The organism is Nostoc paludosum FACHB-159 (assembly GCF_014698835.1).
Lineage (GTDB): Bacteria > Cyanobacteriota > Cyanobacteriia > Cyanobacteriales > Nostocaceae > Nostoc > Nostoc paludosum.
In genome coordinates, this window is the sequence record NZ_JACJTU010000017.1 from 134,088 (window position 1) to 158,537 (window position 24,450).

28 protein-coding genes are annotated in these 24,450 nt (G+C 42.3%); 17 read left to right on the forward strand and 11 right to left on the reverse strand.

The window, feature by feature from the left end:
• Positions 1 to 22 precede the first annotated feature (22 nt).
• Positions 23 to 478, forward strand: a complete 456-nt coding sequence (locus tag H6H03_RS18860) for a PPC domain-containing protein (protein WP_190956625.1) — start codon at positions 23 to 25, stop codon at positions 476 to 478.
• 134 nt (positions 479 to 612) lie between these two features.
• On the opposite strand, the gene cobS is transcribed toward H6H03_RS18860, so the two are convergent.
• Entirely contained in the window at positions 613 to 1,392 is a 780-nt protein-coding gene (gene cobS, locus H6H03_RS18865) for an adenosylcobinamide-GDP ribazoletransferase (protein ID WP_190956626.1), read from the reverse strand.
• Between the two features lie 526 nt (positions 1,393 to 1,918).
• Here cobS and H6H03_RS18870 point away from each other — a divergent pair.
• The 5 genes from H6H03_RS18870 to psbM all read left to right on the forward strand — a co-directional run bounded on the left by H6H03_RS18870 (position 1,919) and on the right by psbM (position 4,690).
• Complete coding sequence (locus H6H03_RS18870; RefSeq protein WP_190956627.1) at positions 1,919 to 2,371, forward strand: hypothetical protein; 453 nt, start codon at positions 1,919 to 1,921, stop codon at positions 2,369 to 2,371.
• Positions 2,372 to 2,586: 215 nt separating this feature from the next.
• Complete coding sequence (tgt, locus tag H6H03_RS18875) at positions 2,587 to 3,726, forward strand: tRNA guanosine(34) transglycosylase Tgt (RefSeq protein WP_190956628.1); 1,140 nt, start codon at positions 2,587 to 2,589, stop codon at positions 3,724 to 3,726.
• Between the two features lie 109 nt (positions 3,727 to 3,835).
• Positions 3,836 to 3,973 carry a photosystem II reaction center protein K gene (locus H6H03_RS18880; RefSeq protein ID WP_006195022.1) on the forward strand — a complete coding sequence of 46 codons (138 nt, stop codon included), beginning with the start codon at positions 3,836 to 3,838 and terminating at the stop codon, positions 3,971 to 3,973.
• Between the two features lie 186 nt (positions 3,974 to 4,159).
• Positions 4,160 to 4,456, forward strand: a complete 297-nt coding sequence (locus H6H03_RS18885; protein ID WP_099071961.1) for a 2Fe-2S iron-sulfur cluster-binding protein — start codon at positions 4,160 to 4,162, stop codon at positions 4,454 to 4,456.
• Between the two features lie 117 nt (positions 4,457 to 4,573).
• Positions 4,574 to 4,690 (forward strand): photosystem II reaction center protein PsbM, encoded by a 117-nt coding sequence (gene psbM / locus H6H03_RS18890; RefSeq protein ID WP_073639518.1) that lies wholly within the window; start codon positions 4,574 to 4,576, stop codon positions 4,688 to 4,690.
• A gap of 221 nt (positions 4,691 to 4,911) precedes the next feature.
• Here the strand turns inward: psbM and H6H03_RS18895 are convergent, their stop codons facing one another.
• Entirely contained in the window at positions 4,912 to 5,763 is an 852-nt protein-coding gene (locus H6H03_RS18895; RefSeq protein WP_190956648.1) for a universal stress protein, read from the reverse strand.
• A gap of 521 nt (positions 5,764 to 6,284) precedes the next feature.
• Here H6H03_RS18895 and gatB point away from each other — a divergent pair.
• A complete protein-coding gene (gatB, locus tag H6H03_RS18900; protein WP_190956649.1) occupies positions 6,285 to 7,760 on the forward strand; it encodes an Asp-tRNA(Asn)/Glu-tRNA(Gln) amidotransferase subunit GatB in 1,476 nt (491 codons plus the stop codon).
• On the opposite strand, the gene H6H03_RS18905 is transcribed toward gatB, so the two are convergent.
• Complete coding sequence (locus tag H6H03_RS18905; RefSeq protein ID WP_190956652.1) at positions 7,750 to 8,025, reverse strand: hypothetical protein; 276 nt, start codon at positions 8,023 to 8,025, stop codon at positions 7,750 to 7,752. The genes gatB and H6H03_RS18905 overlap by 11 nt on opposite strands.
• Positions 7,994 to 8,377 carry a Fur family transcriptional regulator gene (locus H6H03_RS18910; protein ID WP_190956629.1) on the reverse strand — a complete coding sequence of 128 codons (384 nt, stop codon included), beginning with the start codon at positions 8,375 to 8,377 and terminating at the stop codon, positions 7,994 to 7,996. Before H6H03_RS18910 ends, H6H03_RS18905 begins: the two co-directional genes overlap by 32 nt.
• 145 nt (positions 8,378 to 8,522) lie before the next feature.
• Here H6H03_RS18910 and purS point away from each other — a divergent pair, with 145 nt between their 5' ends.
• The 3 genes from purS to purQ are packed head-to-tail and all read left to right on the forward strand — an operon-like array spanning position 8,523 to position 9,668.
• Positions 8,523 to 8,801 carry a phosphoribosylformylglycinamidine synthase subunit PurS gene (purS, locus tag H6H03_RS18915; protein WP_190956630.1) on the forward strand — a complete coding sequence of 93 codons (279 nt, stop codon included), beginning with the start codon at positions 8,523 to 8,525 and terminating at the stop codon, positions 8,799 to 8,801.
• 20 nt (positions 8,802 to 8,821) lie between these two features.
• Positions 8,822 to 8,998: a hypothetical protein gene (locus H6H03_RS18920; RefSeq protein ID WP_190956631.1), complete on the forward strand. Its 177-nt coding sequence runs from the start codon at positions 8,822 to 8,824 to the stop codon at positions 8,996 to 8,998.
• A complete protein-coding gene (gene purQ / locus H6H03_RS18925) occupies positions 8,991 to 9,668 on the forward strand; it encodes a phosphoribosylformylglycinamidine synthase subunit PurQ (protein ID WP_190956632.1) in 678 nt (225 codons plus the stop codon). Before H6H03_RS18920 ends, purQ begins: the two co-directional genes overlap by 8 nt.
• 223 nt (positions 9,669 to 9,891) lie before the next feature.
• Here the strand turns inward: purQ and H6H03_RS18930 are convergent, their stop codons facing one another.
• Complete coding sequence (locus tag H6H03_RS18930) at positions 9,892 to 11,775, reverse strand: ABC transporter ATP-binding protein (RefSeq protein WP_190956633.1); 1,884 nt, start codon at positions 11,773 to 11,775, stop codon at positions 9,892 to 9,894.
• Positions 11,776 to 12,418: 643 nt separating this feature from the next.
• Between H6H03_RS18930 and H6H03_RS18935 the strand changes: the two genes are divergently transcribed.
• From H6H03_RS18935 to H6H03_RS18950, 4 genes are all read left to right on the forward strand, one after another.
• The gene (locus H6H03_RS18935) at positions 12,419 to 13,441 is read left to right on the forward strand and encodes a tetratricopeptide repeat protein (RefSeq protein WP_190956634.1); all 1,023 of its coding nucleotides are present in this window, start codon (positions 12,419 to 12,421) and stop codon (positions 13,439 to 13,441) included.
• Between the two features lie 146 nt (positions 13,442 to 13,587).
• Positions 13,588 to 14,529, forward strand: a complete 942-nt coding sequence (locus tag H6H03_RS18940; RefSeq protein ID WP_190956635.1) for a GNAT family N-acetyltransferase — start codon at positions 13,588 to 13,590, stop codon at positions 14,527 to 14,529.
• 164 nt (positions 14,530 to 14,693) lie between these two features.
• Positions 14,694 to 15,539, forward strand: a complete 846-nt coding sequence (locus tag H6H03_RS18945) for an oxidoreductase (RefSeq protein WP_190956636.1) — start codon at positions 14,694 to 14,696, stop codon at positions 15,537 to 15,539.
• Positions 15,540 to 15,703: 164 nt separating this feature from the next.
• Positions 15,704 to 16,720, forward strand: a complete 1,017-nt coding sequence (locus H6H03_RS18950; RefSeq protein ID WP_190956637.1) for a zinc-dependent alcohol dehydrogenase family protein — start codon at positions 15,704 to 15,706, stop codon at positions 16,718 to 16,720.
• A 121-nt stretch (positions 16,721 to 16,841) separates the two neighbouring features.
• Here the strand turns inward: H6H03_RS18950 and H6H03_RS18955 are convergent, their stop codons facing one another.
• A complete protein-coding gene (locus H6H03_RS18955; RefSeq protein WP_190956638.1) occupies positions 16,842 to 18,443 on the reverse strand; it encodes a serine/threonine-protein kinase in 1,602 nt (533 codons plus the stop codon).
• 608 nt (positions 18,444 to 19,051) lie between these two features.
• Between H6H03_RS18955 and H6H03_RS18960 the strand changes: the two genes are divergently transcribed.
• From H6H03_RS18960 to H6H03_RS18970, 3 genes are all read left to right on the forward strand, one after another.
• Entirely contained in the window at positions 19,052 to 19,789 is a 738-nt protein-coding gene (locus H6H03_RS18960) for a DUF3598 family protein (RefSeq protein WP_190956639.1), read from the forward strand.
• A 302-nt stretch (positions 19,790 to 20,091) separates the two neighbouring features.
• Entirely contained in the window at positions 20,092 to 20,232 is a 141-nt protein-coding gene (locus H6H03_RS18965) for a hypothetical protein (RefSeq protein WP_190956640.1), read from the forward strand.
• A 313-nt stretch (positions 20,233 to 20,545) separates the two neighbouring features.
• Positions 20,546 to 20,788: a ferredoxin-thioredoxin reductase variable chain gene (locus H6H03_RS18970; protein ID WP_313931877.1), complete on the forward strand. Its 243-nt coding sequence runs from the start codon at positions 20,546 to 20,548 to the stop codon at positions 20,786 to 20,788.
• Here the strand turns inward: H6H03_RS18970 and H6H03_RS18975 are convergent.
• Genes H6H03_RS18975 through H6H03_RS18995 form a run of 5 tightly spaced genes read right to left on the reverse strand, consistent with a single transcriptional unit; the run spans position 20,781 to position 24,009 of the window.
• The gene (locus H6H03_RS18975) at positions 20,781 to 21,011 is read right to left on the reverse strand and encodes a hypothetical protein (protein ID WP_190956641.1); all 231 of its coding nucleotides are present in this window, start codon (positions 21,009 to 21,011) and stop codon (positions 20,781 to 20,783) included. The two genes, H6H03_RS18970 and H6H03_RS18975, sit on opposite strands and share 8 nt — an antisense overlap.
• A gap of 8 nt (positions 21,012 to 21,019) precedes the next feature.
• Positions 21,020 to 21,811, reverse strand: coding sequence for a YdcF family protein (locus H6H03_RS18980; RefSeq protein ID WP_190956642.1), 792 nt, complete (start codon positions 21,809 to 21,811; stop codon positions 21,020 to 21,022).
• Complete coding sequence (locus H6H03_RS18985) at positions 21,792 to 21,977, reverse strand: hypothetical protein (protein ID WP_190956653.1); 186 nt, start codon at positions 21,975 to 21,977, stop codon at positions 21,792 to 21,794. The genes H6H03_RS18980 and H6H03_RS18985 overlap by 20 nt, the downstream gene beginning before the upstream one ends.
• Entirely contained in the window at positions 21,949 to 22,452 is a 504-nt protein-coding gene (locus H6H03_RS18990) for a hypothetical protein (RefSeq protein ID WP_190956643.1), read from the reverse strand. Before H6H03_RS18990 ends, H6H03_RS18985 begins: the two co-directional genes overlap by 29 nt.
• Positions 22,453 to 22,464: 12 nt before the next feature.
• The gene (locus tag H6H03_RS18995) at positions 22,465 to 24,009 is read right to left on the reverse strand and encodes a bifunctional aminoglycoside phosphotransferase/ATP-binding protein (protein WP_190956644.1); all 1,545 of its coding nucleotides are present in this window, start codon (positions 24,007 to 24,009) and stop codon (positions 22,465 to 22,467) included.
• Between the last annotated feature and the right edge of the window lie 441 nt (positions 24,010 to 24,450).

Sequence of the window (24,450 nt, forward strand, 5' to 3'; positions counted from 1 at the left end):
GCGGAAAAATTGCTTGAAATTTATGGATAAAGCTTTTGCGGCGGGTTTAAAACAATTGATCGTCATTCCTGCCACGTTGCTGGCAATAGTTACAAGTGCAAGTGCAGCCTTGGCTCAAAATAAGTTATACAGTCCAATTCCCTTATCTAACAGTACTGAATTTTCCGATAGCCTTTCAGACAAAGACATTCCCACAGGTCAAGGTGGATTTGCCCGCGATTACACAGTCAAGCTAGAGAAGGGCGATAATTTAGCAGTCGATCTATCGTCCGAAAGCTTTGATAGCATTATCACACTGTTAGCACCTGATGGTTCAACTTTAGCAGAAAATGATGACGGCCCTGATGGTAGTAGCAATTCTCTACTATTTACTCGCATCGTAGAAACAGGGACTTATGTTATCCGCGTCCGATCTTTTGGAGAAACTGGGGTTGGGGCTTTTAAACTCAAGGTGACAAAATTGCAACCGATTAAATGAAGTGAAGTTAAAAGTTAGGAGTTAGGAGTTAGGAGTTAGGAGTTTGGAGTTAGGAGTTAGGAGTTTGGAGTTATGAATTTTTAACTGTTTACTCCTCACTCCTCATTCCTAACTCTTAACCTTATTCCTAACTCTTAACCTCCCACAGCAGTCAACACACAGAGAAATAGGGCTTCAGTCCACTCAACGACTGCGCCGTAGGTGTCTCCTGTGTGTCCGCCTAATTTGTGGTTGAACCAGGCGGCTGTGAAAGTGGCGATCGCACTTCCAGCAAGTATCATTGCTATTGGTAAAAATAACTGCTGTTTATCCATCAGCCACACTAAACCACTCAAGCTCAACAGCAACAACAATCCTGGTAATAAATCTTTGTAAGAACGAATGGCTTGTTTGTGAAAGGCACCTTTGCCAGTTGGTTTTAGGTAAGGATATCGGGCGATGGCTATTTGCTGTCCCCAGCGTCCCCAACCACAAGCAGCTATCAATACCAGCCAACGGTTTTCTGGTATGTCCGTTAAGGCTGTTATCTTTAATAGTACTAAGGCGATCGCTACCATCGCCCCAAAAGCACCTGTGGCGCTATCTGCCATCACTTCCAATCGCCGATTTGGATCGCCCACTGCTAAGCCATCGGCAGTATCCATTGCCCCATCTAAATGCAGTCCTCCAGTTATGGCAATCCAAAGACTGACTACCAATGCACTACGAGTTAGCACTGGCATACCAATGTAATTCATCACCGTATCTGCTAACCCTAAAATTCCCCCAATTATCAACCCTACAATTGAGGCAAGACGCGCCACTCCCCGAAAGTCTAATCCATTCAAATACGGCAGGGGAATAACTGTGTAAAATATAATACTCGCTGCCAAATCGAACAGCAGGTTTTTCCACCATTGTTGCTGTTTCATCATTTGAGTTACATTGTTAATTGCTCGATAACACTCTGAATTTCAGTAGAAATGACATCTGGAGACTTTAAAGCTTTAAATAAGATTTACTTCCATTAGAGATTATCCCTGAAAATTTTGTTATGCTGTTCTCAGTGGTAAACCAATATTCAGAAGTGCTATTTGATACAATAAGGCGCTGAAAAACGTTACAATTCCATCAAGGAGCAAAATTCGTGTTTTGTATTACTTAACAAGAAATTAGTCGATTTCGACTTGGGCGATAGGTGCAAAACTCCACATCTTTAAATTGGAGGATATCCAGCACTAACGCAGATTTTAAGAAAGCCTCAACATGGTAAAATGCCAATAGTGGAATAGGTAATCAACCACTGAAAAAAGTCTATTGCTATCTAAGAAGTAGACGGTTGTCAATAGACGATTGCCCCACAAATGATATTTTTTAAAATATTAGGGAGTAAATTAAGCTATTCAATATGACTGTTTAGCCTATGTTTTCTACTCTCCGTAGCTCAATCGCTATTTCCCTATGAGTCACCATCTACCCGACACCAGCATACCAGCTCCGTGCATTGTGAACGCGGGCATCATTGTGAATAAGCTCGACATGCGGCGATTGCTGACAGATTTAGGTCGAGTCCACTACATCTACACCCAAGAAGATAATGTACTGAGCGAGGGTGAAGGGGATGTGATGGAAGTTTTTGCAAACCCGCAAAGGTCTACCTTAGTGGCTAACCACGCACTATATTTGAATGTTTGTAGTTTTGACTATTTAGAACTCAAACAGTCTGCGGAACAAGAAACTTACTTTGATTTGATGCAAGAAGGAGTGTGTCTGAGGTTGATTCCTCGGTCAACCCCTTTGCAAGAACGACGGGAGCGAAGCTTCAATGTCAGCGCCATAGAAGCGATGATGGAGCAAGTACTTTCAGCTAGATGGGATGCAGAAATTGACGATGACTGTTCTGATTCTTTCTAAATTAAGCTAAAACACTCATGGGGCTGTCCTTAGTTGTTCGCAAAGGATAGTCTTGACTAGAGAATATGTAACTTAGACGCCGTTAGCTGAGCAACTGTTATATAAATTTTATGTAAGGCTGCGCTTTATTGATGTAGGGGCAATTCACGAATTGCCCCTACATCATGTAGTTTTGCGTAGGTTCTATAAGCGCATCTTCAAAAATTCAAAATGGTATGAGTGCCAATTTTTCATTTCAATGTCTTGCTTGCTGTAGTCAGACAAAAGCTAGAGCAGGAGTGTTTTTTACCCCTCATGGCCCTGTAGAAACCCCAAGATTTATGCCAGTGGGGACGCTAGCCAATGTCAAAACCATCACCCCTTCTCAGCTACGAGATACTGGGGCACAGATGATATTATCGAACACTTATCATCTTCACTTGCAACCAGGAGAAGCGATCGTTGCTGGAGGTGGTGGATTGCACAAATTTATGGGTTGGAATGGGCCGATGCTCACAGACTCCGGTGGGTTTCAGGTCTTTAGTTTAAGTGAGATGCGGAAAATTACTGAAGATGGTGTAACTTTTCGTTCGCCCCATGATGGGCAAATTATTAATTTAACACCAGAACGCTCCATTGAAATTCAAAATACTTTAGGGGCAGATGTAATCATGGCGTTTGATGAATGTCCGCCCTACCCCGCTACTCGCCAAGAGGTAGAAACTGCTACCGATCGCACTTACCGCTGGTTAGAACGCTGCATAACAGCTCATCAACGCACTGACCAAGCGTTATTTGCGATTGTACAGGGAGGCGTATATTTAGATTTGCGCTGTCGGGCGGCTGAAGCTTTGGCTAAGTTGGATTTGCCAGGATATGCCATTGGTGGCGTGAGTGTGGGAGAACCACCAGAATTGATGGCTGAGATTGTCAAAGTCACAGCACCACTTCTACCCCCCGAAAAACCACGTTACTTGATGGGTGTAGGTACTTATCGAGAAATGGCCATCGCCATTGCCTCTGGCGTCGATTTATTTGATTGCGTAATTCCCACGCGTTGGGCTAGACATGGGACAGCAATAGTTCAAGGCGATCGCTGGAATTTGAAAAATGCAAAGTTTCGTGAAGATTTTGCGCCCATAGATGAAACTTGTCCTTGCTACACTTGTCAAAATTTCAGCCGTGCTTACGTATCTCATTTAGTGCGATCGCAAGAGATTTTAGCTTACACCTTATTAAGCATTCACAACATTACTGAACTAATTCGCTTTACCCAGCATATTAGAGAAGCAATATTAAGCGATCGCTTTACCACAGAATTTGGCCACTGGCTTGAGGGAGATGGGGAGATAGGGGGAGAAATAACTAATGACTAATGACTAATGACCAATGACTAATAACTAATGACAAATTATCAACGACCAAACCATGTTAAGATATTTCTCAATTATTAACGCTGTGTTGGATAGGTGGATTTAAACAAACATGGAAGCAGCACTTTTATTAGCAAAACTGCCTGAAGCTTACCAAATCTTCGATCCTTTAGTGGATGTTCTCCCAGTTATTCCCGTATTCTTTTTGTTGCTCGCTTTCGTTTGGCAAGCAGCCGTAGGGTTTAGGTAAGTTAATTGATTTTTCAATCTTTTTATTAGGACAGGTACAATGCCTGTCCTATTTTTATAATCTATATTTTTTAAATTAACATTTATTAATATTTTGTAATGAATTATTATAATAAGTAAGATATGAGTCAAGCCATGTCAATATTAAGCCTTGAAAGCCAAGCCGAGAGTCAAGGAGGAATCAATTATGGGTAATATCAAATTTGTTAAAGAAAATAAAGAAGTAGTGGCGGCCGATGGTGCCAATCTCCGGCTCAAAGCGATTCAAAATAACATTGATATATATACATTGATTGGAAAAATGACCAATTGCGGTGGCTACGGTCAATGTGGTACTTGCATTGTCGAGATAGTAGAAGGACAACAGAATCTTTCGCCCCGTACAGATGTAGAGAACCGAAAATTAAAGAAAAAGCCGGAAAATTACCGTCTTGCGTGTCAAACTTTAGTAAACGGGCCTGTCAGTGTAGTCACAAAGCCTTAAGTTTTTTGGAATTATCCTTCGCTAGCATTTAAGCAAGTAAAAAATTTCAGTCAACTCTGCCATCGATGATGATATCCTAATGTTGTTGATTAAAAATTTAAGAGAGGCTTTCTTGCCATGCAAGTTAATGACCTGGGGTTCGTAGCGAGCATTTTGTTCGTACTTGTGCCCTCTGTGTTTTTATTAATTCTGTACATCCAAACTGCTAGCCGCGAAGGTGGAAAAGATACTTAATAGCTTGTGTATAAAATAAACCCCTGCACAAATAATGTAGGGGTTTTTTTTTATTTATGGATGTGCCCAGTAGTAGAGACAAAATCTGGGTTGTTTAGTATCTACAGCAGATTTCAAGAAGCGTGAAGTACAGCATCAAGTTTTAGTAGCTAAGCCCAAAGCCTATTCTAATTTTGAATTCTGCTGTCAGTCCGACATTTTGATACTCAGCACTCTTTACTTTAAGCGATGGTTCGTGCTAGCAATACTGGGCAAGTGGCATTAACTCGGACATAATCAGACAAAGATGTACCGATGAGTCGGTCGATATCAACAAAACTCTTAGCGATGGACGGACGACGGTCTGGAGAACCGAGCAATAATAAGTCTACATTCAACTCCTCTGCTAACCGACAAATTTCTTCACCAGGTTTACCACTACTGATATAACAACGAGGTTTGATGCCGTATTTTTCAGCTTCTACAACTGCGGCTGCCAAAACTGGATTTTTATCAGCAGTAACCTGAGTTATTTCTGATTTTTTACCGCCAAAATCTGTGGCGATATTTGCCAAAATTAACTCACCACCCTGAATGTCTCGCAACAAAAACAGTGCCAATTTCAAGCAGTTTTTCGCTGCATCAGAATTGTCTATTGCCACCATAATGCGCTTAATCCTTTTGACATAAATGTCATCTTTTACCAGCAACATGGGGCGAGAAGATAGTTGGAAAACGTATTGGCTGACTGAGTTGGATAAAATCGATTGTAGCCGCTTGAGTCCGCGTGAACCCATAATAATTAAATCAGCGTCGATTTCATCAGCTACTTGACAAACTACATCCTTAGGGTCACCTTGGCGCAAAATTGAAGAAACCTGGCTAGGATCTAAGTTTAAAATTTGAATGGCATTAGCTAAAATTTTACCGCCATCTTCCCATTTAGCTGTCATGGTAGCAGCAGTACTTTGGGCAGGAACAACATGCAAAACTGTAACTTTTGCAGATTGAATTGAAGGGATTTCTTTGAGGGTTTTGAGCATTTCTTCCGCATGTCCCAATCCCGATACAGCCAGCAAAATTTTTTGTATCATCGTTCCGTGATTTTTGTTAAGTTTACTTTTGTTTTCGTTATGATTGCTTGCTTGAGGTCGGGTTTTCACCGCCTGATTTGAGAATCTAGTTAGTAAGTTGGCACAAATAAATTTTGTTTTGTAGTATTAAACATTTAAACAAATGTTTAATTTTATTTGCACCTAGTTACTTAATTTCTCAACTAGACTTCAATGATTAAGCATACTCTCAATTTAGCTTGATAAACTTAATAAATTATGATGTTAGTTATTATTTTTAATCTATATTAATTTTTTTTAATTAGAGGGTAGTTAAGTCTTGCAAAGAAATACCAAACCAATCCTTGAGGAACATTTATTTAGTCAAACTATATGGTATTGCAGAATTCAGAATTAGAATAGGCTCTGTGTGTAGTTAGCATGACCCAGAGAGTATAGTTTTTTCAAGTCAGGATAATTCACCAATTAACCGTCTTCAGGGCACTCCAGACGCCGCTACAATAGTACCACTAGAAAGGATTATGCCCAAATTCAGTGATATTATGACCTCTGCTACAACTGTAAAAACTGAGTACGAAGCGATTATTGGTCTAGAAACCCATTGTCAACTCAGTACTAATACCAAGATTTTCTCTACTAGCTCTACGGCATTCGGCGCTGACCCCAATACTAACATAGACCCGGTTTGTATGGGTTTACCTGGGGTTTTACCTGTACTAAATCAAAAGGTATTAGAGTATGCTGTCAAGGCTGGTTTGGCACTGAATTGTCAAATCGCGAAATATAGTAAATTTGACCGTAAACAATATTTTTATCCAGATTTACCGAAAAATTATCAAATTTCTCAATACGATCTACCGATCGCTGAACATGGTTGGTTAGAAATTGAGTTAGTAGATGCTGAGGGAAAACCTACCCGCAAACGCATTGGTATCACACGTTTGCACATGGAAGAAGATGCTGGAAAATTGGTACACGCAGGTAGCGATCGCCTTTCCGGTTCTTCCTATTCTTTGGTAGACTACAACCGCGCGGGTGTACCGTTAGTAGAAATTGTCTCGGAACCAGACTTGCGTTCTGGAATCGAAGCTGCTGAATATGCCCAAGAACTACGGCGGATTGTCCGGTATCTCGGTGTGAGCGACGGGAACATGCAAGAAGGATCTCTACGTTGCGATGTCAACATTTCCGTGCGTCCGGTGGGACAAGAGAAGTTTGGCACCAAAGTAGAAATTAAAAACATGAACTCCTTTAGCGCCATCCAACGCGCCATTGACTACGAAATTGAGCGGCAAATCGCAGCCATCGAAGCAGGGGAGCGCATTATCCAAGAAACTCGTCTGTGGGAAGAAGGCGCACAACGTACAAGCAGTATGCGGGTGAAGGAAGGTTCCAGCGATTATCGCTACTTCCCCGAACCAGATTTAGCACCAATTGAGGTGTCAAACGAACAGTTAGAAAAATGGCGCAGCGAACTACCAGAACTACCAGCCCAAAAACGCCATCATTACGAAAGTGAATTGGCGCTTTCAGCTTACGATGCGCGAGTGTTGACAGAAGATCGTCCTGTATCCGAATATTTTGAAGCAGCGATCGCTGCTGGTGCAAATCCCAAAGCTGCTGCTAACTGGATTACTCAAGATATCGCCGCATACCTCAATAAGCAAAAACTCAATATCACTGAAATTGCCCTGACTCCCAGCAATTTAGCTGATGTCATCACCCGCATTGAAAACGGCAAAATCAGTAACGCCCAAGCTAAAGAAAAGTTGCCGGACTTACTCAGTGGTATTTCTCCAGAAAAAGCCTTTGCTGGCCAAGAACTAATCACCGATCCTACCGTACTAGAACCCATCGTTGATGAAGTCATAGCCGCCAATCCCAAAGAACTAGAAAAGTATCGCAACGGTAACACCAACCTCAAAGGCTTCTTTGTCGGACAAGTTTTGAAAAAGACAGCCAAACGCGCCGATCCGAAACTGACTAACGAATTAGTCGAGAAAAAACTCAACGGCTAGAGTGGGGATTGGGGACTGGGGACTGGGGACTGGGGAGTGTGGGGAGTGTGGGAGAGAGGGGAGTGTGGGGAGTGTGGGGAGTGTGGGGAGTGTGGGGAGATAGGGGAGTGTGGGGAGTGTGGGGGGAAAGAGAATTAATGCTTCCCCATCCTCCCACACCTCCCACACCTCCCACACCTCCCACACCTCCCACACCTCCCACACCTCCCACACCTCCCCATGCCCAATGCCCTTTACAAACTTTGACATTGGCTACATAAGCCAAAAAACTCTAGGGTGTGGTAAAAAATTTTAAATTTATGGTTGGTTTCTAACTGGTCTTCTAGGTTATGGACTGGGCATTGATTAATTTGAATTGAAGTACCGCATTGCAAACAAGTAAGGTGGTGTTTATCTTGCTGCGTTAGACTGTAAAGGGCTTCACCGTTAGCCAAATTCCGCATTTGTACCATGCCTTCTAGTTTTAGGGCTTCTAGGGAACGATAAACCGTTGCTAAACCCATACCTTGATTGCTGTTGCGTAGTTCTACATAAATATCCTGGGCAGAAATGCCTTTTTTGATGCTTTTTAGCAGGTTCAAAATACGCTCTTGACTGCGGGTGCGTATGACTGTCATAGACAATTATTTAAATATGCCACTGTAATTTGAAGCTGTTGGAATGACTAATTAATAAATTAACTCTAACTGCTTCGTAATCTTATTTTCACTCAGTTGGAACAGAAAGTTATAGTATAGCGATCGCAGCATTCAGCAAAAAGCCGTGCAAAGGAAGTATCTAGCCAAAATTCACGTGACACTTCGTCCTTCAGTCTTAGACCCTGCTGGTGTGGCTGTACAATCCGGTCTTCAGCAGCTGGGATACGATAACGTTGAGCAAGTAAGGATTGGTAAGTACATTGAACTAATTATCGTCTCGCCGGATGAGAAAAAAGCGCGTCAAGACCTCAATAACATCTGTGACCAAATGCTATCAAATCCGGTAATTGAAAATTATCGCTTTGATTTGATTGAAGTCGAATCACAGACGGGGGTGTTTTAGGGACTGGGGACTGGGGACTGGTGACTGGGAACGGAGAGCAGAGGAGCAGAGGGGTAGAGGCGCAGAGGGGAAATACTATTGTCACTTCTCCCCATCTCCCCATCTCCCCATCTCCCCATCTCCCCATCTCCCCATTCCCCAGTCCCCAATCCCCAATCCCCAATCCCCAGTCCCTAATTCAATTGACTAATGACTAAATTTGGTGTTGTTGTTTTTCCGGGTTCTAATTGCGATCGCGATGTCGCTTATGTCACCAGAGATTTGTTAGGGCAACCAACTCGCATGGTTTGGCATCAAGACACAGACATTGCTGATTTGGATGTTGTTGTGATACCTGGTGGCTTTAGTTACGGGGATTATCTCCGCTGTGGTGCCATCGCCCGGTTTTCGCCTGTGATGCAGCAGGTTATCGAACACGCCCAAAAGGGTAAGTTTGTCCTCGGTATTTGTAATGGCTTTCAGGTATTAACTGAAGCTGGTTTATTGCCGGGGGTGTTGACTAGAAATCGAGATTTGCATTTTATCTGCGATCGCGTTTCTATAAAAGTTGAGCGTACCAATCTACCTTGGACGCAAGGTTATGAAGGTGAAGAAATCATCACTTTGCCCATTGCCCACGGCGAAGGACGATTCTACGCTGACGCAGCGACTCTGGCAGCAATTGAAGATAACGGACAAGTCTTGTTTCGCTATGCAGGAGAGAATCCCAATGGTTCATTAAACAACATTGCGGGCATTTGCGATCGCCAAGGTAATGTTTTGGGAATGATGCCGCATCCAGAAAGGGCGTCTGATGCAACGTTGGGCAATAGCGATGGCTTACGGTTGTTTCAAGGATTGTTAGAGAAAGTGGCGGCGTTGGTTTAAATGTGAAAGTGCGGCAACTTCAGTCATTAGGTACTGGAGTTGCTATTTTATAGCAGGCAAAAGCCAACAGGCTTAAAACTCTATTGCCTATTGCCTATTGCCTGTTCCCTGCTATAAATGTCATCACAGATATGGCGATCGCTTTCTGCCTTCGGGTTATTCTCAAGATAATCACGCGCTAGGTTTGGCATAACACACCCTAGAATAATTTGATTTTTACTTTCTAAGTTCCTAACATCTGCAAGTTATGTAAAGTGGCATAAAGTCCACCTTGTTGTAGTAATTGTTCGTGACTTCCTTGTTCGATTAATTCACCGCGCTTCAAAACAAAAATCCGGTCTACATTGCGAATTGTAGACAAGCGGTGAGCAATAATAATCGCCGTGCGCCTGAACAAAAGCTGGTCTAATGCTTCTTGAATTAAAGCTTCTGTGCCAACATCTAAACTAGCGGTGGCTTCATCTAATACTAAAATTTGCGGATCGCGAATGGCTGCACGAGCAAAGGCTAAAAGTTGCTTTTGTCCGCTAGAAATATTTGTGCCTCTTTCTCGCAGTTGAGTATCGTAGCTATTGGGTAACTCTTCTATAAACTGGGCAATATTAGTTTTTTCTGCTGCTTGCTGAATCTGTTCAATTGTATAACCATCTCCTAAAGAAATGTTGCTTTTCACATCACCAGCAAACACAAAACCGTCTTGTAAAATTACTGCCATGTAACGCCGCAGTTCTGCTTGTGGCACTTCTTTAATATCTATACCATCAATGAGAATGCGTCCTTGGGTGGGTTCGTAAAGACGGCATAAAAGCCGAATAATAGAAGTTTTACCTGCGCCTGTAGGGCCGACTAATGCGACTTTTTCACCAGGATGAATGGTGAAATCTAAATCTTTAATTACATAATCATCGTTTTTATAAGCAAACCAAACGTGTTCAAAACGAATTTCTCCCAAGTCAGGTGGAGAAGTTAAATCTGGAGATTCAAAATTTGCAACTATTTCGTCGATGTAGCCGAATTTAGCATCAAGAATTGAGTAGCGCACATTAGTCCGATCGCGAATTTCTATCGGTTCATCTAATATATCGCCGACGCGTTCAATGGCAGTGAAACCAGCTTGAATTACGGTAAATTTTTCGGCAAAGTTCCTTAATGGGTCAAATAATCGTTGGGCATATAAAATAAATGCTGATAAAGTACCAAAAGTCAATTCTTTATCTAAAAGCATCAAACCACCCAACCATAAAACACCTGCGATCGCCACCAGTCCAATCCATTCTAAAGTGGCGGAAACAGCTGAATCATAAAAGATAGTTTTATCTACTTGCTGAGTGTAGCGGCTATTAGTAGCACGAAATAATTGGGCATTAAATTTTTCTCTGCGGAACAACTGCACTACGTTAATGCCAACTACATTTTCTTGTAGTTGTGAATTGAGTATAGAAAGTTCTTCCCGCCCTTTGTAATTAGCTTTGCGATACTGTTTTTGTAAGTAAATTGTCACCCACGTAATCGGTAACAGCATCAATAGTAACAAGCAAGCAAGTTGCCATTGAATAGAAAGCATTAAAGCTATAATCACCAACATTGAGAACAAATCGGACACAATACCGATCGCCCCAGTAGAAAAGACATCGCCTAAGACTTCTACATCACTGGTAATTCTGGTAATTAATTTACCTACGGGTGTGCGATCGAAAAACCGTACCGCTAGAGATGTTACATGGTGGAATAAGTCTTGGCGAATTGCTGTGGTGATTTGTTGCCCTAACTTCTGTACGAGATAACCCTGATAGCCTGTAAACACCAATCGAATGGCGATCGCAATCAGCAATAACCCTTCTAAAATATTTAGTGCTTGCGAGGACGGGCGATTCTTTAAGAATTCGTAAGTACTCGGTTCCTCGCGAATCAGGGAAATAATTTGTCCAATTAACAGCGGTTGTACGGCATTAGCGACGGCGATCGGCACGAGTAAGAACATCGAAAGTGCCAACAGTCCGCCATTGCGACGGGCATAAGGCACTAAACGCAGAAACAACCGCCAGTCATTTTCACCGCGACCGTGTTGTGTGTATGATTTTTTCTTGAGAGATTGGTAGATGCTCATAATAAGAGCATTATATTCATGTTTGCCAAAAACACACTTTTAATACTTGTGAGTTCGATCGCATAGTCAAACACTATACAATAATAATTTATCTGTTTTCACTGGTTTACATTTTGCGATCGTCAAGTATCCAGATTTGCCTCTCATGAGGTTTGTTCACCTTAGATAAAGACAACAGCGAACTCTTAAGGTTAGGATCTGGGTTTTAAACTCTGTCCAACACAATCGCCCCAAGGGACGGGGTTTTTGACCCACCGATGGGCACTTGGAAACTCAACAGTCAACAAATCTTAATATCTCAATCCACATTTTTACTGTTGCCCGTTGCCTTTTCCCTCAACCGAAGGCCGGTAAATCTTCTTGAGATTAATAAATAGGCTTTACAGATATCTTGCAGAAAATTATATCAGCTCGCCTACGTAGGCGGCTTGATATTACAAGGATCGCAGTTCAATACTCACTGCGGTATTTGTATTAATCGCTTCATGGGTATGCTTTTAAGTATGAAACAATACCATACTTCTCTCTTTACGTCTTATATCTAAAGGTAGAAGATAAAGGTTAACTCAAATTTGGGAAACCTAAGAGAAGTTCATCCCAAGAAATATCTCGCCTATTTATCGCAGAGTGCAACTGAGGTCAGATGACGCAATCTTTAAATCCAGTCAAACAGTGGGAACAACGTCGCGATCAAGCAAACCACTATTACCAAAGGGGAAAATTTCAAGAGTATCTCGATCTTGTGACTCAGAATTTACAGCTAGCAAGAGCAATCCCAGACCGAGTTAGAGAAGGTTACACATTGAACGACCTTGGTTTAGCTTATCTGGGTTGCTGGCAACCTCAAAGGGCATTAGAGCGGTTTGAACAAGCGCTTAGTGTTGCTGTTGAAATCGGTAATGCTTGTGCACAAGCAACTGCACTGAGCAATCTGGGTTCTACCTACAGCCGTCTTGGACGCTTTTCCCAAGCACTGGAGTATTTTGATCGAGCGCTTCTCATCTTCAGGCAACTGCAAGATATTCAAGGAGAAGTTTCTACTCTCAATGATGTAGCCTTGATTTATACCCGATTAGGCGAACCGAAACGCGCATTGTTGCTACAAAACCAAATTTTGACAATGCGTCGATTGCTAGGTGACTTTTCTGGTGAAGCAACGACTTTAAATGGCATTGGATTTGCCTACAGCGTTTTAGGCAAGTTCGACCAAGCTCTAGAATATTTTCAAGCAGCACTGCCGATTCAACGAGCTGTGAAGAATTTAGTTGCTGAAGCAACCACCTTGAATAATATTGCTTCAGTCTATAGCGATTTAGGACAACCCAAACAAGCGCTGTTGCTTTATTATCAAGTTCTTTTGACACGTCAAGCCATTGGCGATCGCTCTGGCGAAGCAACAACCCTTCACAATATTGGTTTTACACACAGTATCCTCGCTCAGCATCGCCAAGCTATGAAGTTCTACAAACAAGCCATTGTCATTTACCAACAACTGGGCGATTCGCTTGGAGAAATTTCCACTTTGCTAAATATGGGAAGCCTTTACGCCACAACCAAACGCAAAAAAATGGCACGATTGTGCTATCAAAATGCCCAAGAGTTAGCTGAGAAAATTGAACATCAGCCACTCTTAGAAAAAGTAGAGCAGTTCATAGATTCTCTATAGCCTTATTGACAGGCAAGAGCAGAGAAAAAAGTTTAACTCGCAAACAAAATCTGCCGATGTAGGGTAGCACAGCTGTGCTACCCTATCCTATGAGTTTAATTCCCTAAAAATTGCACTAATCACTAATGTAGGCAGTTATTGAAAAGATGAGTGTTTCTATTAGGTTACTTCAAGAGAATGAATTAGCTGCTGCTGACCACATTTTTCGGTTGGCTTTTGGTACTTTTATCGGATTACCTGAACCAACTGAGTTTTACGGGGATGCTGCTTACATACACCATCGATGGAAAGCCAACCCAAGTTCGATATTTGCTGCTGAGATTGATGGAAAATTAATCGGGTCTAATCTAGCAATAAATTGGGGAAGCTTTGGCTATTTTGGACCGTTGAGCGTTCATCCTGACTTTTGGAACCAAGGAGTAGGACAACATCTTATTGAAGCTGCGATCGCTTACCTCACTCAATGTAATACTTCGATGATTGGACTGTTTACTTTTGCCCAAAGTCCTAAGCATCACATACTATATCAAAAATTTGGCTTTCGTCTGCGTTTTCTAACAGCAATTTTGGCAAAACAAGTACAACAATTAGAGCCAATACCACAAATAAATAGATATTCACAGATCAGTGAGAATGAACGAACCCAAACTCTCAATGCAATTGTTAAACTCACTAATTCTATTTATGAAGGACTAGATTTATCAGGAGAAATTCAGACAGTTCAAACTCAAGAACTTGGCGATACAGTATTGTTATGGGATGACGCAGGCTTGTCAGGATTTGCAGTTTGTCACTATGGAGCAGGTACTGAGGCTGGTAGTAATACTTGCTTTGTCAGGTTTGGTGCTGTATATTCTGGGAACAATGCAGGCCAACGTTTCGAGCAGTTATTAGATTTGTGTGAAGCTTTGACCTTGGCTCAAGGAATGTCATGTTTAGTAGCTGGCGTGAATACCAGTCGAGACGAAGCTTATCGCAGAATGCTGGCTCGTGGTTTTCGCAGTGAAATCATCGGAGTAGCAATGCATAGGCCTAACGAACCGGGATTCAATCGCCCAGATGTGTTTGCACTGGATGATTGGCGATAGTATGGGGCATGGGGGGCAGAGGGGCAGGGAGAAAGAATTCAAAGACTAACCATTTGTATCATGCATTTTGTGAAATGGTATAACAGTCAATATTCCCAATGCCCAATGCTTAGTATTGCTACTTAATAGCTAAAATACTGATGGAAAACCCAGCGGAATCTATCGTGTCTAATAACAGTACTAAAGTTTGGTTGATTACTGGTAGTTCTAGCGGCTTTGGGCGTAATTTGGCTCAAGCAGTACTTAAAAAAGGCGATCGCTTAATTGCCACTGCCCGTAAGCCCGAACAACTTCAAGATCTCGTCAATCAATACCCAGATACAGCTAAGGCAGTTTCCCTAGATGTTACCAATCCCATCCAAGTCAAAGCAGCAGTAGATGAAGCAGTTAAGGCATTTGGACAAATTGATGTGCTGGTTAACAATGCTGGATACGGCTTAATTGGAGCGCTAGAAGAGGTCAGTGACGAACAAATTCGCCGCAACTTTGATACCAATCTTTTCGGTGCAATTAATACTATTCGGGCAATTTTACCAATCATGAGACAGCAAAAAAGTGGGCATATCATTAATATGTCTGCAATTGCTGGATTCAGTAACGAACTAGGTTTTTCTATCTACGGTGGTGCTAAGTTCGCCTTAGAAGGGGTATCAGAAGCCTTACATGGCGAAGTTGCGCCTCTGGGTATTAAAGTGACCATTGTCGAACCAGGGCCTTTCCGTACTGATTTTATTGGGCGATCGCTTGACCGCGCTGCCAATAGTATGGACGCCTACAAACCAACTGTGGGAAAATTCTTAGAGTTCCTCGAAAAAATTGAAGGTACTCAACCAGGCGATCCAGAAAAAGCAGCTCAAGCATTAATTAAGGTGGTGGAATCAGAAAATCCACCGTTGCGCTTAGTGCTAGGTAAGTATGCCTACAGCAAGTTCCGCAATAAAATCGCTTCTTTGACTGCTGAGTTGGATGCATGGGAAGCAGTGGCAGCAAATACTGATTTTGAAAGTTAAAATCGGGCATTGGGTATGAAAAGAAGCTCCAACAGCACGGGGAAAGCAAGGGGGAAAATGAAAAATTACTTCTTTCACCTCTGCTCCCTGCTGAGAGCTTCACTGCCTCAATATCCTCCTCATTTCCCCATGCCCAATGCCCCATTCCCCATTCCCTATTAGCTATGAAAGTTTACGAAATTCAAAGCAATGCTGGCATCGATGCCCTTGCATTAGTCCATCGCCCTGAACCAAAACCCGCACCCGGCGAAGTTTTGATTCAAGTCAAAGCAACATCTTTAAATTACCGCGATTTGCTCGTGGCTGAAGGAGCCTACGGTGCTGGACAGAAATATCCGTTAATTCCCATGTCTGATGGTGCGGGGGAAGTTGTGGCGGTGGGAGAAGGCGTGACGCGGGTGAAAGTAGGCGATCGCGTCGCTGCTACTTTCTTCCAAGACTGGATTTATGGCTCTTTAACTAGAGAAAAAATGAAATCCGATCTCGGAGGTGGTATCGATGGAATGCTGGCTGAGTATGTCGTTTTACACCAAGACGGTTTGGTAATTCTACCAGACCATTTATCCTACGCTGAAGGTGCAACTTTGCCTTGTGCAGCAGTCACAGCGTGGCATGGATTGGTAACAAAAGGCAACATTGGCGCAGGTGATAGTGTTTTATTACTCGGTACTGGCGGCGTTTCGATTTTTGCTCTCCAATTTGCGAAGATACACGGTGCTAGAGCGATCGCTACTTCTAGCAGCGATGAAAAGTTAGCACGAGTCAAACAGCTTGGTGCTGATGAAACAATCAATTACAAAACAACACCAGATTGGGAAAAGCAAGTTTACCAATTAACTAATCGCATCGGTGTAGATCATGTAATTGAGGTAGGTGGCGCAGGAACTCTACCAAAATCACTACAAGCAGTTCGCATTGGCGGACGTGTTAGTTTGATTGGCGTTTTGTCAGAAAGAGGAAGTGAAATTGATCCCATGCCAATACTTTTTAAAAGTTTAACAGTTCAAGGAATTTATGTTGGCAGTCGGGAAATGTTTGAAGCAATGAATCAGACAATACAACACCATCAAATAAAACCGATTATCGATAGAATTTTTCCATTTGATGAAGCGCGGGAAGCATATCGTTACCTCAAAAGTGCAGCTCACTTCGGTAAAGTTGTTATTAGCATAAATTCATAAAACAGCCTCACCAAGAAATAGTATTAGGACATAAACCAATCATAAAAATTCCATAAAAATTGACTTTCAAGCCTATTGCCTATTGCCTGTTGCCTACTGCCTATTAACTATTGCCATCGTCCTAATCTAACGTCTGTTTTTCTAACTTCTGTTCTTTTTGCGTTTGACTCTCAGTGGGTGAATTTTGCTTTTCCAGTGTTGGCACTACAACAGTAGAAGGATCTGTGGCTGGGGGTCTGAATTCCCGTGGCAGTGGTTCTGATGGTATTACTACGGAATTTGCAGGAATTACAGGTTTAGGAGGAGCAGAATTTTCATTAGAGGTTGGCGAGTTATTATTTGGTGATGTTGGCGCAGAAGTTTTGCGAGATGAGCGAATTGCCCGCAGTTTTTCGACTAGCGTGGGTGTAGGAGCAACGGTAGGCGAAGGCGAAGGTGCTGATTGTTCAAAATTACTGCGTTGTGATTCTGTTGTGGGGCTGCTGCTAGAAGATTCTGCCTGGGAAGAAGGACGATTACGCCGACGCTGCCTGACATTAGAGATGGGTGCAGATTCGCTTTTTGAGGTGGTGTTCTCTGGATTTCTAGAGGAGGCTGAATTAGGTACTTTGGCAGCTGGTTCTTGAGTAGGCTGTTGAAAAAGTGGTTTGGCGGTTGGCTGCGGCTGAGATTTCGGTAACATGCTAGTAATGCCAAAACCTGCTGTAGCGGCAACTATAGCTACACCCATACCAAGAAATATTTTAGATGACTGCTGTTTTGGAGCGTGTGAAGTTTTCTTGGCGTTGGCACTAGCCTTGCCTTCAGGCATCGCTTTTTTGCCACCTTTGCCAATGAGAGTTTGTGGCTGTTGAACAGATAAATTAATAGTTTGCACCGCAGAAGTGGGTAAAGCTTGAGGTGCAACATTCACCCCACTCCCTGGTAGCAATTGCAGCCACTCGGCAACAGTCGCCGGACGAAAACGAGATTCTACAGCCATACCACGCATTATTGCTTGGTTGACAGCAGCACTCAAATGTGGTTGCAGTTCGCGGGGGGATGGCATTTGTTCGCGATCGCGCAATAATGCTGGCATGGGAACTTGAGCTGTTAACAGTGCATACAAGGTTGCTGCTAAACCATAAACATCCGTGGCAGGTGTGCGTGGTGCTTGGGTTAGGTACTGCTCAATGGGGGAATAACCCTCAGAAACTAAACCCGTATGAGTCTGTCTCACTCCGCCATTAAATTCCCTGGCAATGCCAAAATCAATCAATACTACTTCCTGAGTTCCTTGGCGCAAGATGATATTATCTGGTTTAATATCCCGGTGCAGCAAACCGTTATTGTGTACTACCTGCAAGGCTGCGCCAATTTGCTGAATATAATGAATTGCTGTGACTTCAGGCAAAGGTATTCCTGGTAATACAAATGCGTCGCCCAAAGTTTCCCCAGGAATGTATTCCATCACCATGTAAGGCAACCCAGCTTCCACAAAAAAATCGCTGACTCGGACTATGTTTGGGTGGATACAAGTAGCTAATCGTCTGGCTTCATCTTGGAATTGGCGCTCGAACTTGGCAAAATCAGGATGTTGTCGCAGCCGTTCATTGATGGTTTTCATCACCACTTCCTGACCCAAGTAGTGATGCTTAGCTTTGTACGTAATGCCAAAGCCACCACGCCCTATTTCTTGGATTAGGGTATATTTTCCATCTTGTAAAATTGTGCCTGCTAACATAGAGAGTCCTGAGTCTTGAGTGAGCAGATAACTAGCGAATCTTAAGTCTTGAGGGATTTCTCAAAAATTTTCCCATATTTTTTGAAAAGGCAAGACTATTGCCTGTTTATTTACGGGATGATTTAGTTTTTGGAATTCCCTGGGCAGGAAAAACCTGCCCAACGATCGCAATCAGCTATTACGCTTTTAAATTGCACGTTCACTCATGAGGTTGGTTAACTGTTGACGGTTGACAGTTAACCATCAACAGCGAACAGCCAACATGAAAAGATTTGCCGCGTTAAATGTAAGGGCAATATTGTTTTATCTTTTTCATAGGATAACGCGACGTGAAGAAATCCTGAAGTAGGAAACATACTCAAGTTGTCTTTTACCTCCGTAATCTTAGGGAGGAATTACGACTTGACTAGCCGCTTGCTACAACCTCAAACAGCAACCTACCCTAGATTACTTAAAATTTTTTATATATAGCATTACTAAATTAATCGTTGAGGTAGGCAATAGGCAATCTTATTTTTTCACGAATGCTTGTGGATTGCTATATCATTTATGATTCCTATATGATTATCGTTGTTGATAGAAAATAATAACCTGGATTATAGCTAACAATGAATTCAGACACAATAACAAATGCCCAACTTCAAAACTGGGAGAATTTTTGCAGTCATCTTGGAGACTGGCATGGAACTTGGAACGTTTATAACTTAGAGGGTGAATTAATTAGGTCTCATCAATGTATCAGAAGCTTCCATTTAAGCAGTGATGGCAATGAAATCAATCATCAAAATTATTCTACCTATGCTGATGGAACAAATAAATTAGAAACCTATGGCCCTCATAAAAAACCTCATCTTAAATCTCTTCATTTTCACAATAGTTTTTCATGGGGTTCTCAAGAAGTAAATCCTGGCTCAATGTTCTTTTTTGAGACTGGTTTTAAGCATCAAGATACGCGTAGAAGTGCAGTCGCCAGATACAACGAAAATAACACTTTAGATATTCTGATAATTTCCGAACATCTGGGAGGTATAGTTGATGAACCTTCTCTACCTACTGCAAATCAATTCAGTGGTTGGCAAGGAACAATAACCAAGATGAAGCCTGACTGGATAGTATCACCCGCAGTCCCAACTTCATGGATAAAACTAGAAGATTTAAATAAAAATTATCTCAGCTTGCACTTGAAAGATGGCGTATCAATAAGTATCCCACGATATATAAAAAGCGAAACAGAGTTTTTTTTGGCGGTAGAATGGCTTGTAAAGCCTACTTTATTGCTTCGAGGTATTCGCCATTTCAATATATCTGGATTTACCAGCTTTAACTTAGAAATATTCCAGCGTTGATACCAAGAATAGAAAAAGAAGTATAAGGCTACTATTTGATTTTCCAAAATACAAGTAGGCTATGTTAGCGCCGAAAGTACGACACAAAGTTTCAAAAAATGGTGCGTTAGGATGAAATCCGTAACGCACCCTACTGGCGTGGCACAGCTAAAATGTTGCAATAAGTTTTCTTGTAGTGTGGGCATCTTGCCCGCACTGGACGGGCGAGACGCCCATCCCACAAGAGTTTTCTAATTGTCAATTTCCAATTTTTTTAACCCCTGAATTCTTTACGGCTAATAGCCAACAGCGAAAACAATTTCATGTACACTTGGGCAAAGCTCAGCGATCTGGTGAATTTATACCGCAATTGGGCAACGCCTAAAAAATCCCAAGGAGCAAAGCAGCCAAATTCTCTAGCAATACCCAATGCCCCATGCCCACCTACTACTAAAAATTGGTGAGAGAGTTGACCTGGGGAACATCCTAGAGTGAAGATAATAGGGTTATATCTGTTGCCAAAGTACTAAAGATATCTGATATCGCTTGATTTTTTTTTCGTTTCCCTGGTTTTGGGGTAAAAGCGGAGCATGAGGCCGATACACCTTAATGCGGCAAAAAACTTAGAAAAGTATGCACGGAATGGCTAAAACGTGCCTGGACGCGGAGGGTTCAATGCGCCGTCGCACCCCTGTGAAGCGTCAAGAAATAGCTGATTAAATCAAATTTGAGGCGATTTAATCATATATTTTGTAGCAGATACTTGTGGAAAAGCAAATGCTAGGTGTAAATGTTGTTATGAAAGTTGGCGATCGCGTGCGCGTTAAAGATTCGGTGGTAATCTATCATCATCCAGAACATCGAAATCAGCCTTTTGACCTCAAAGGCACAGAAGGCGAAGTGATAGGTATTGTCACTCAATGGCAAGGTAGACCTGTAAGCGCTAATCTGCCGATTTTAGTGCAGTTTACTAAAAAATTTAAAGCTCATTTACGTGAAAATGAATTAGAAGTCATTTAATTGATCGGCGGCGAAACCACTGGAAAATATTCAGTTCGCCGCGCATTTTTTGTAAGTCTTGTCGATTACGTTCTGCTGTAGAGTAATACCATTCACAATAACGCCGAAACTCTGCCCGCGTCTGAATTTCATGATAAAACTGATGTGTTGTTTGGTAAGCGGCAAAAGCTTCGTCAATTTGGGGTGGAGGCGATGGAATAATATAAGGTAAATTTTTAGACATAATCTTAATTAAAGCCAACCGCGTAACCAATACACGAAAGAACCAATGTACTCTTTTAAACCTGTGGTAAATTGGTGCAGGTTGTCGGTATCAGGTAATAAATTCAGTATAGCGGCTTTGGGAGTGCTGCCGAGTTCTTGCAGTTCGCCCTCACTGACGAGAAAATCAGTCGGTGCAGGAATAACGTTAATTCCTTGACGTTGAAAAATCTTGAGCGATCGCGGCATATGCATTGCCGAAGTGACTAATAATACTTTTTTAATCCCACGCGCTTCCAGAATTTTTCGGACATTTACAGCATTTTCATAAGTATTTAAAGATAATGGTTCCTGAATAATTACCTGGGATGGAATACCAATAGATGTGAGGATTGTTGCCATATCTGCTGATTCTGGCGAACCGCTACCACGCCAATCGATGCGCCCGCCGCTGAGGATGATTACGGGTGCTTTTTTTTGGCGATAAAGTTGGGCGGCGTAAATGACGCGATCGCCTGATTCACTCAAATCAACGGTAGGTCTGGGAGGAAAGGCTGATTTGGTAGCGCCACCCAAAACCACAATCGCTTCTGCATTGGGTATTTGGGCTGGGGTGAGATTTTGCCATTCTAGCGATCGCACTAGGGATTTAGCAATCCAAGCATTGCTGCAAAACAGCAGTAAAGTTAGTGCCAGAGTAATGGCGATCGCTGCGATGCGCGGCCGTTTCCACAATGTGACTAATGCTACTATCAAACTTACACAAGCCAGCCCTAGTGGATAAAAAAATAGTGGCAGTAATTTAGAGAGGTATAAAAACATATTGGGTATTAGGGACTGGGGACTGGGGAGATGGGGGAGTCTGGGGAGTGTGGGGGGAAAGATTTCTTCCCCATCCTCCCACACCTCCCACACCTCCCACACCTCCCACACCTCCCACACCTCCCCATGCCCAATTACTATCTTTGCCAAAACCTGAAATTAACACTTCCACTAGTACGACGGGAACGGCGGGTGGGTCTTCTTGTTTGGCGTTTGTTGATCCTTTCGTTGGATTCTTCAGTTGCAGTTTCTGGTGATTCTTCAACTTGCAGTTGAGTTTTAGCTTCTTCTTTACTTCCCCACCAAGCAGTAATCCAACCTCCACCCAAAGCGGCTATTGCACCCAGGAAGATACTCATCGGTGCAGGATACCCCAAAGATACAAAGCCAAGCATGAAAAATAACCAATATTTCAATCCTGTATCAACGCCATCAGAGGAGGCTACAGTTGGGGCTTGAGAGCTATTATTGGTTGCATTTGTAATCCAGCTTAAGATGAAACCCCCCAATATTCCTAAGAAGATGCTCAGGGGTACAGCCGAGCCGGTCATGATTAATATAAATGTTAGAAATGCCCCAAATAATAGTTGAGAAAAGAAGCTCGGAGAAATAGTGAAAAAGTCGTTCTTTTTGTCTGCCATAAAGTAAAAAAGCTATTGGGGAATTACTGCTTTTAATTGTGCCTGTTGTGGCTGAGTTGTATCCAAAATCTTTACGTATGTTTTTTCTTCTTCAGTGAAGGGTTCAGCTTGCTTGAGTTGTGAGTCTAACAAATCGGCAGTGGCATCAGCAATATCGCCAGTGCGGTTTTTCAAGCGGTCTTGTAACACTTCCAGGGGTGCTGTGCATTGGATAATCTGGAGAGGAAGTTGGTGTTTTGTAGCTTGGGCGATCGCTTCTTGCCGTAGCTGTTGTTTATCATACTTGGCATCTAAAATTACAGCAAAACCTCGATCAGCCAGTATAATCCCCAATGACAACAAGCGCGTGTAAGTTTTCTCTGTCATTTCGGGTGTATACAAATCATCGCCGCCTTTTTCCCACAGAGGAATTCCCCCTAAATGCTTCCGCACTGCATCAGAACGAAGGTGAATTGCTCCTAGTTCGCGGGCTAAAAGTCTTGCTGTTGTACTTTTACCAGAACCAGACAACCCCGACATCAAAATTAGTTGCCCCTGTTTTGGTTTAGTATACTCCCAAGCTTGTTTGTAATACTCAGCAGCGGTTTTTGTCGCTTCTTCCTTCACCGTCGCAGGTACACTGGCATCGTCTAGCAAAAATGAAGTTACCTTAGCTCGGACATAAGCTTGACGGCTCAAATACAACGGCAATACCTGTAAACCTTCCCAGTCTCCAGTTTGCTCAATGTAGGCATTCAAAAATGCATTACCCAAATCTTTGCGTCCTCGCGCTTCCAAATCCATCACCGTGAATGCCACATCATACATCACATCCACAAAACGAAATGGCTCATTAAACTCAATGCAATCAAACAGTAAGATTTTATCGTGCCACAGAGCAATATTTTTCAGGTGTAAATCCCCGTGACATTCACGAATATAGTTGCTCTGGATTCTGCTAGCAAATAATTCTGGACGTTCGGCAAAAAAACGATCTGTATATTCCTTTGTTTCTGTAAACTGCACCTGAGTCTGGGGGCCACCGATATATTTTTCAGTTTGCTGATAATTTTCATCAAACGCAGCTCGGACATTTGGCACTTCACCAAAACCGCGAATATAATCATTCGTCTCCGCTTTGGCATGGTATTGAGCCACCACCCGTCCCAACTCATCTAAGTGTGTTTCATTTAACTTACCTTGTTCAAATAGCGTGCTTAATAGCGCCTCTTGGGGAAATTGACGCATTTTCAGGACATATTCTGCCACTTCTCCTGTTCCCCCTAGTTGGTATTGCTCCCCTACCAGAGTAATAGGCAAAACTTCTAAATATAACTCACCTGCTCCCCGTTGATTTAACCGTAACTCTTCCTGACAAAAATGCTGCCGCTTCTCTAAAGTCGAAAAGTCCAAAAAGCCGAAATTAACCGGCTTTTTCAACTTATAAGCGTAATCTCCAGTCAGCAGCACATAAGAAATGTGAGTTTGAATGAGTTGAATAGATTCTGTTACCTCATGGGGATAAAATCCAGGCTCCAACATTTGCTCAATAAAAGCCGGAAGAGTTACTTCTGTCATTTCTTAGCCTCTGCGCTCTCTGCGCCTCTGCGGTTCAAATACCAAAAAACCAGGAGTTTCCCCTGGTGACATCAAAAATTATTACATAGTTTATCTAGCTTATAAAATAATAAAACCTTGGGCAAAAAACAGCGATCGCAAATCCTATCCGAGTTTCTTTATGCCACTCAAAAGCCCACTTTGAATTACCTAAGCGTTAACCATAAGTGGTCAACAGCATGAGTAACTGTGCAACTTACAAGTGTAATAACTGAAGTATTGATTTGCTGAATTTATATCGTTAATATTTTCGGATACTGTTGCTGAATCTAGTCTCAAATACTTACTTTTACTGTAATACCAATTTAATATGAAGCTGCATATAATAGGGAGAAGCCATCTCCTAAGTTTAAATAGCCATGAGCCGCCCGTTTAAGATTGAAATTGCAGAGAGCGAAGAGG

Coding starts and splice junctions, on each gene's coding strand:
- H6H03_RS18860 (WP_190956625.1), top strand. CDS start 23: ATGGATAAAGCTTTTGCGGCGGGTTTAAAACAATTGATCGTCATTCCT.
- cobS (WP_190956626.1), bottom strand. CDS start 1,392: ATGATGAAACAGCAACAATGGTGGAAAAACCTGCTGTTCGATTTGGCA.
- H6H03_RS18870 (WP_190956627.1), top strand. CDS start 1,919: ATGAGTCACCATCTACCCGACACCAGCATACCAGCTCCGTGCATTGTG.
- tgt (WP_190956628.1), top strand. CDS start 2,587: ATGAGTGCCAATTTTTCATTTCAATGTCTTGCTTGCTGTAGTCAGACA.
- H6H03_RS18880 (WP_006195022.1), top strand. CDS start 3,836: ATGGAAGCAGCACTTTTATTAGCAAAACTGCCTGAAGCTTACCAAATC.
- H6H03_RS18885 (WP_099071961.1), top strand. CDS start 4,160: ATGGGTAATATCAAATTTGTTAAAGAAAATAAAGAAGTAGTGGCGGCC.
- psbM (WP_073639518.1), top strand. CDS start 4,574: ATGCAAGTTAATGACCTGGGGTTCGTAGCGAGCATTTTGTTCGTACTT.
- H6H03_RS18895 (WP_190956648.1), bottom strand. CDS start 5,763: ATGATACAAAAAATTTTGCTGGCTGTATCGGGATTGGGACATGCGGAA.
- gatB (WP_190956649.1), top strand. CDS start 6,285: ATGACCTCTGCTACAACTGTAAAAACTGAGTACGAAGCGATTATTGGT.
- H6H03_RS18910 (WP_190956629.1), bottom strand. CDS start 8,377: ATGACAGTCATACGCACCCGCAGTCAAGAGCGTATTTTGAACCTGCTA.
- purQ (WP_190956632.1), top strand. CDS start 8,991: ATGACTAAATTTGGTGTTGTTGTTTTTCCGGGTTCTAATTGCGATCGC.
- H6H03_RS18930 (WP_190956633.1), bottom strand. CDS start 11,775: ATGAGCATCTACCAATCTCTCAAGAAAAAATCATACACACAACACGGT.
- H6H03_RS18935 (WP_190956634.1), top strand. CDS start 12,419: ATGACGCAATCTTTAAATCCAGTCAAACAGTGGGAACAACGTCGCGAT.
- H6H03_RS18940 (WP_190956635.1), top strand. CDS start 13,588: ATGAGTGTTTCTATTAGGTTACTTCAAGAGAATGAATTAGCTGCTGCT.
- H6H03_RS18950 (WP_190956637.1), top strand. CDS start 15,704: ATGAAAGTTTACGAAATTCAAAGCAATGCTGGCATCGATGCCCTTGCA.
- H6H03_RS18955 (WP_190956638.1), bottom strand. CDS start 18,443: ATGTTAGCAGGCACAATTTTACAAGATGGAAAATATACCCTAATCCAA.
- H6H03_RS18960 (WP_190956639.1), top strand. CDS start 19,052: ATGAATTCAGACACAATAACAAATGCCCAACTTCAAAACTGGGAGAAT.
- H6H03_RS18965 (WP_190956640.1), top strand. CDS start 20,092: ATGTACACTTGGGCAAAGCTCAGCGATCTGGTGAATTTATACCGCAAT.
- H6H03_RS18970 (WP_313931877.1), top strand. CDS start 20,546: ATGCTAGGTGTAAATGTTGTTATGAAAGTTGGCGATCGCGTGCGCGTT.
- H6H03_RS18975 (WP_190956641.1), bottom strand. CDS start 21,011: ATGTCTAAAAATTTACCTTATATTATTCCATCGCCTCCACCCCAAATT.
- H6H03_RS18980 (WP_190956642.1), bottom strand. CDS start 21,811: ATGTTTTTATACCTCTCTAAATTACTGCCACTATTTTTTTATCCACTA.
- H6H03_RS18990 (WP_190956643.1), bottom strand. CDS start 22,452: ATGGCAGACAAAAAGAACGACTTTTTCACTATTTCTCCGAGCTTCTTT.
- H6H03_RS18995 (WP_190956644.1), bottom strand. CDS start 24,009: ATGACAGAAGTAACTCTTCCGGCTTTTATTGAGCAAATGTTGGAGCCT.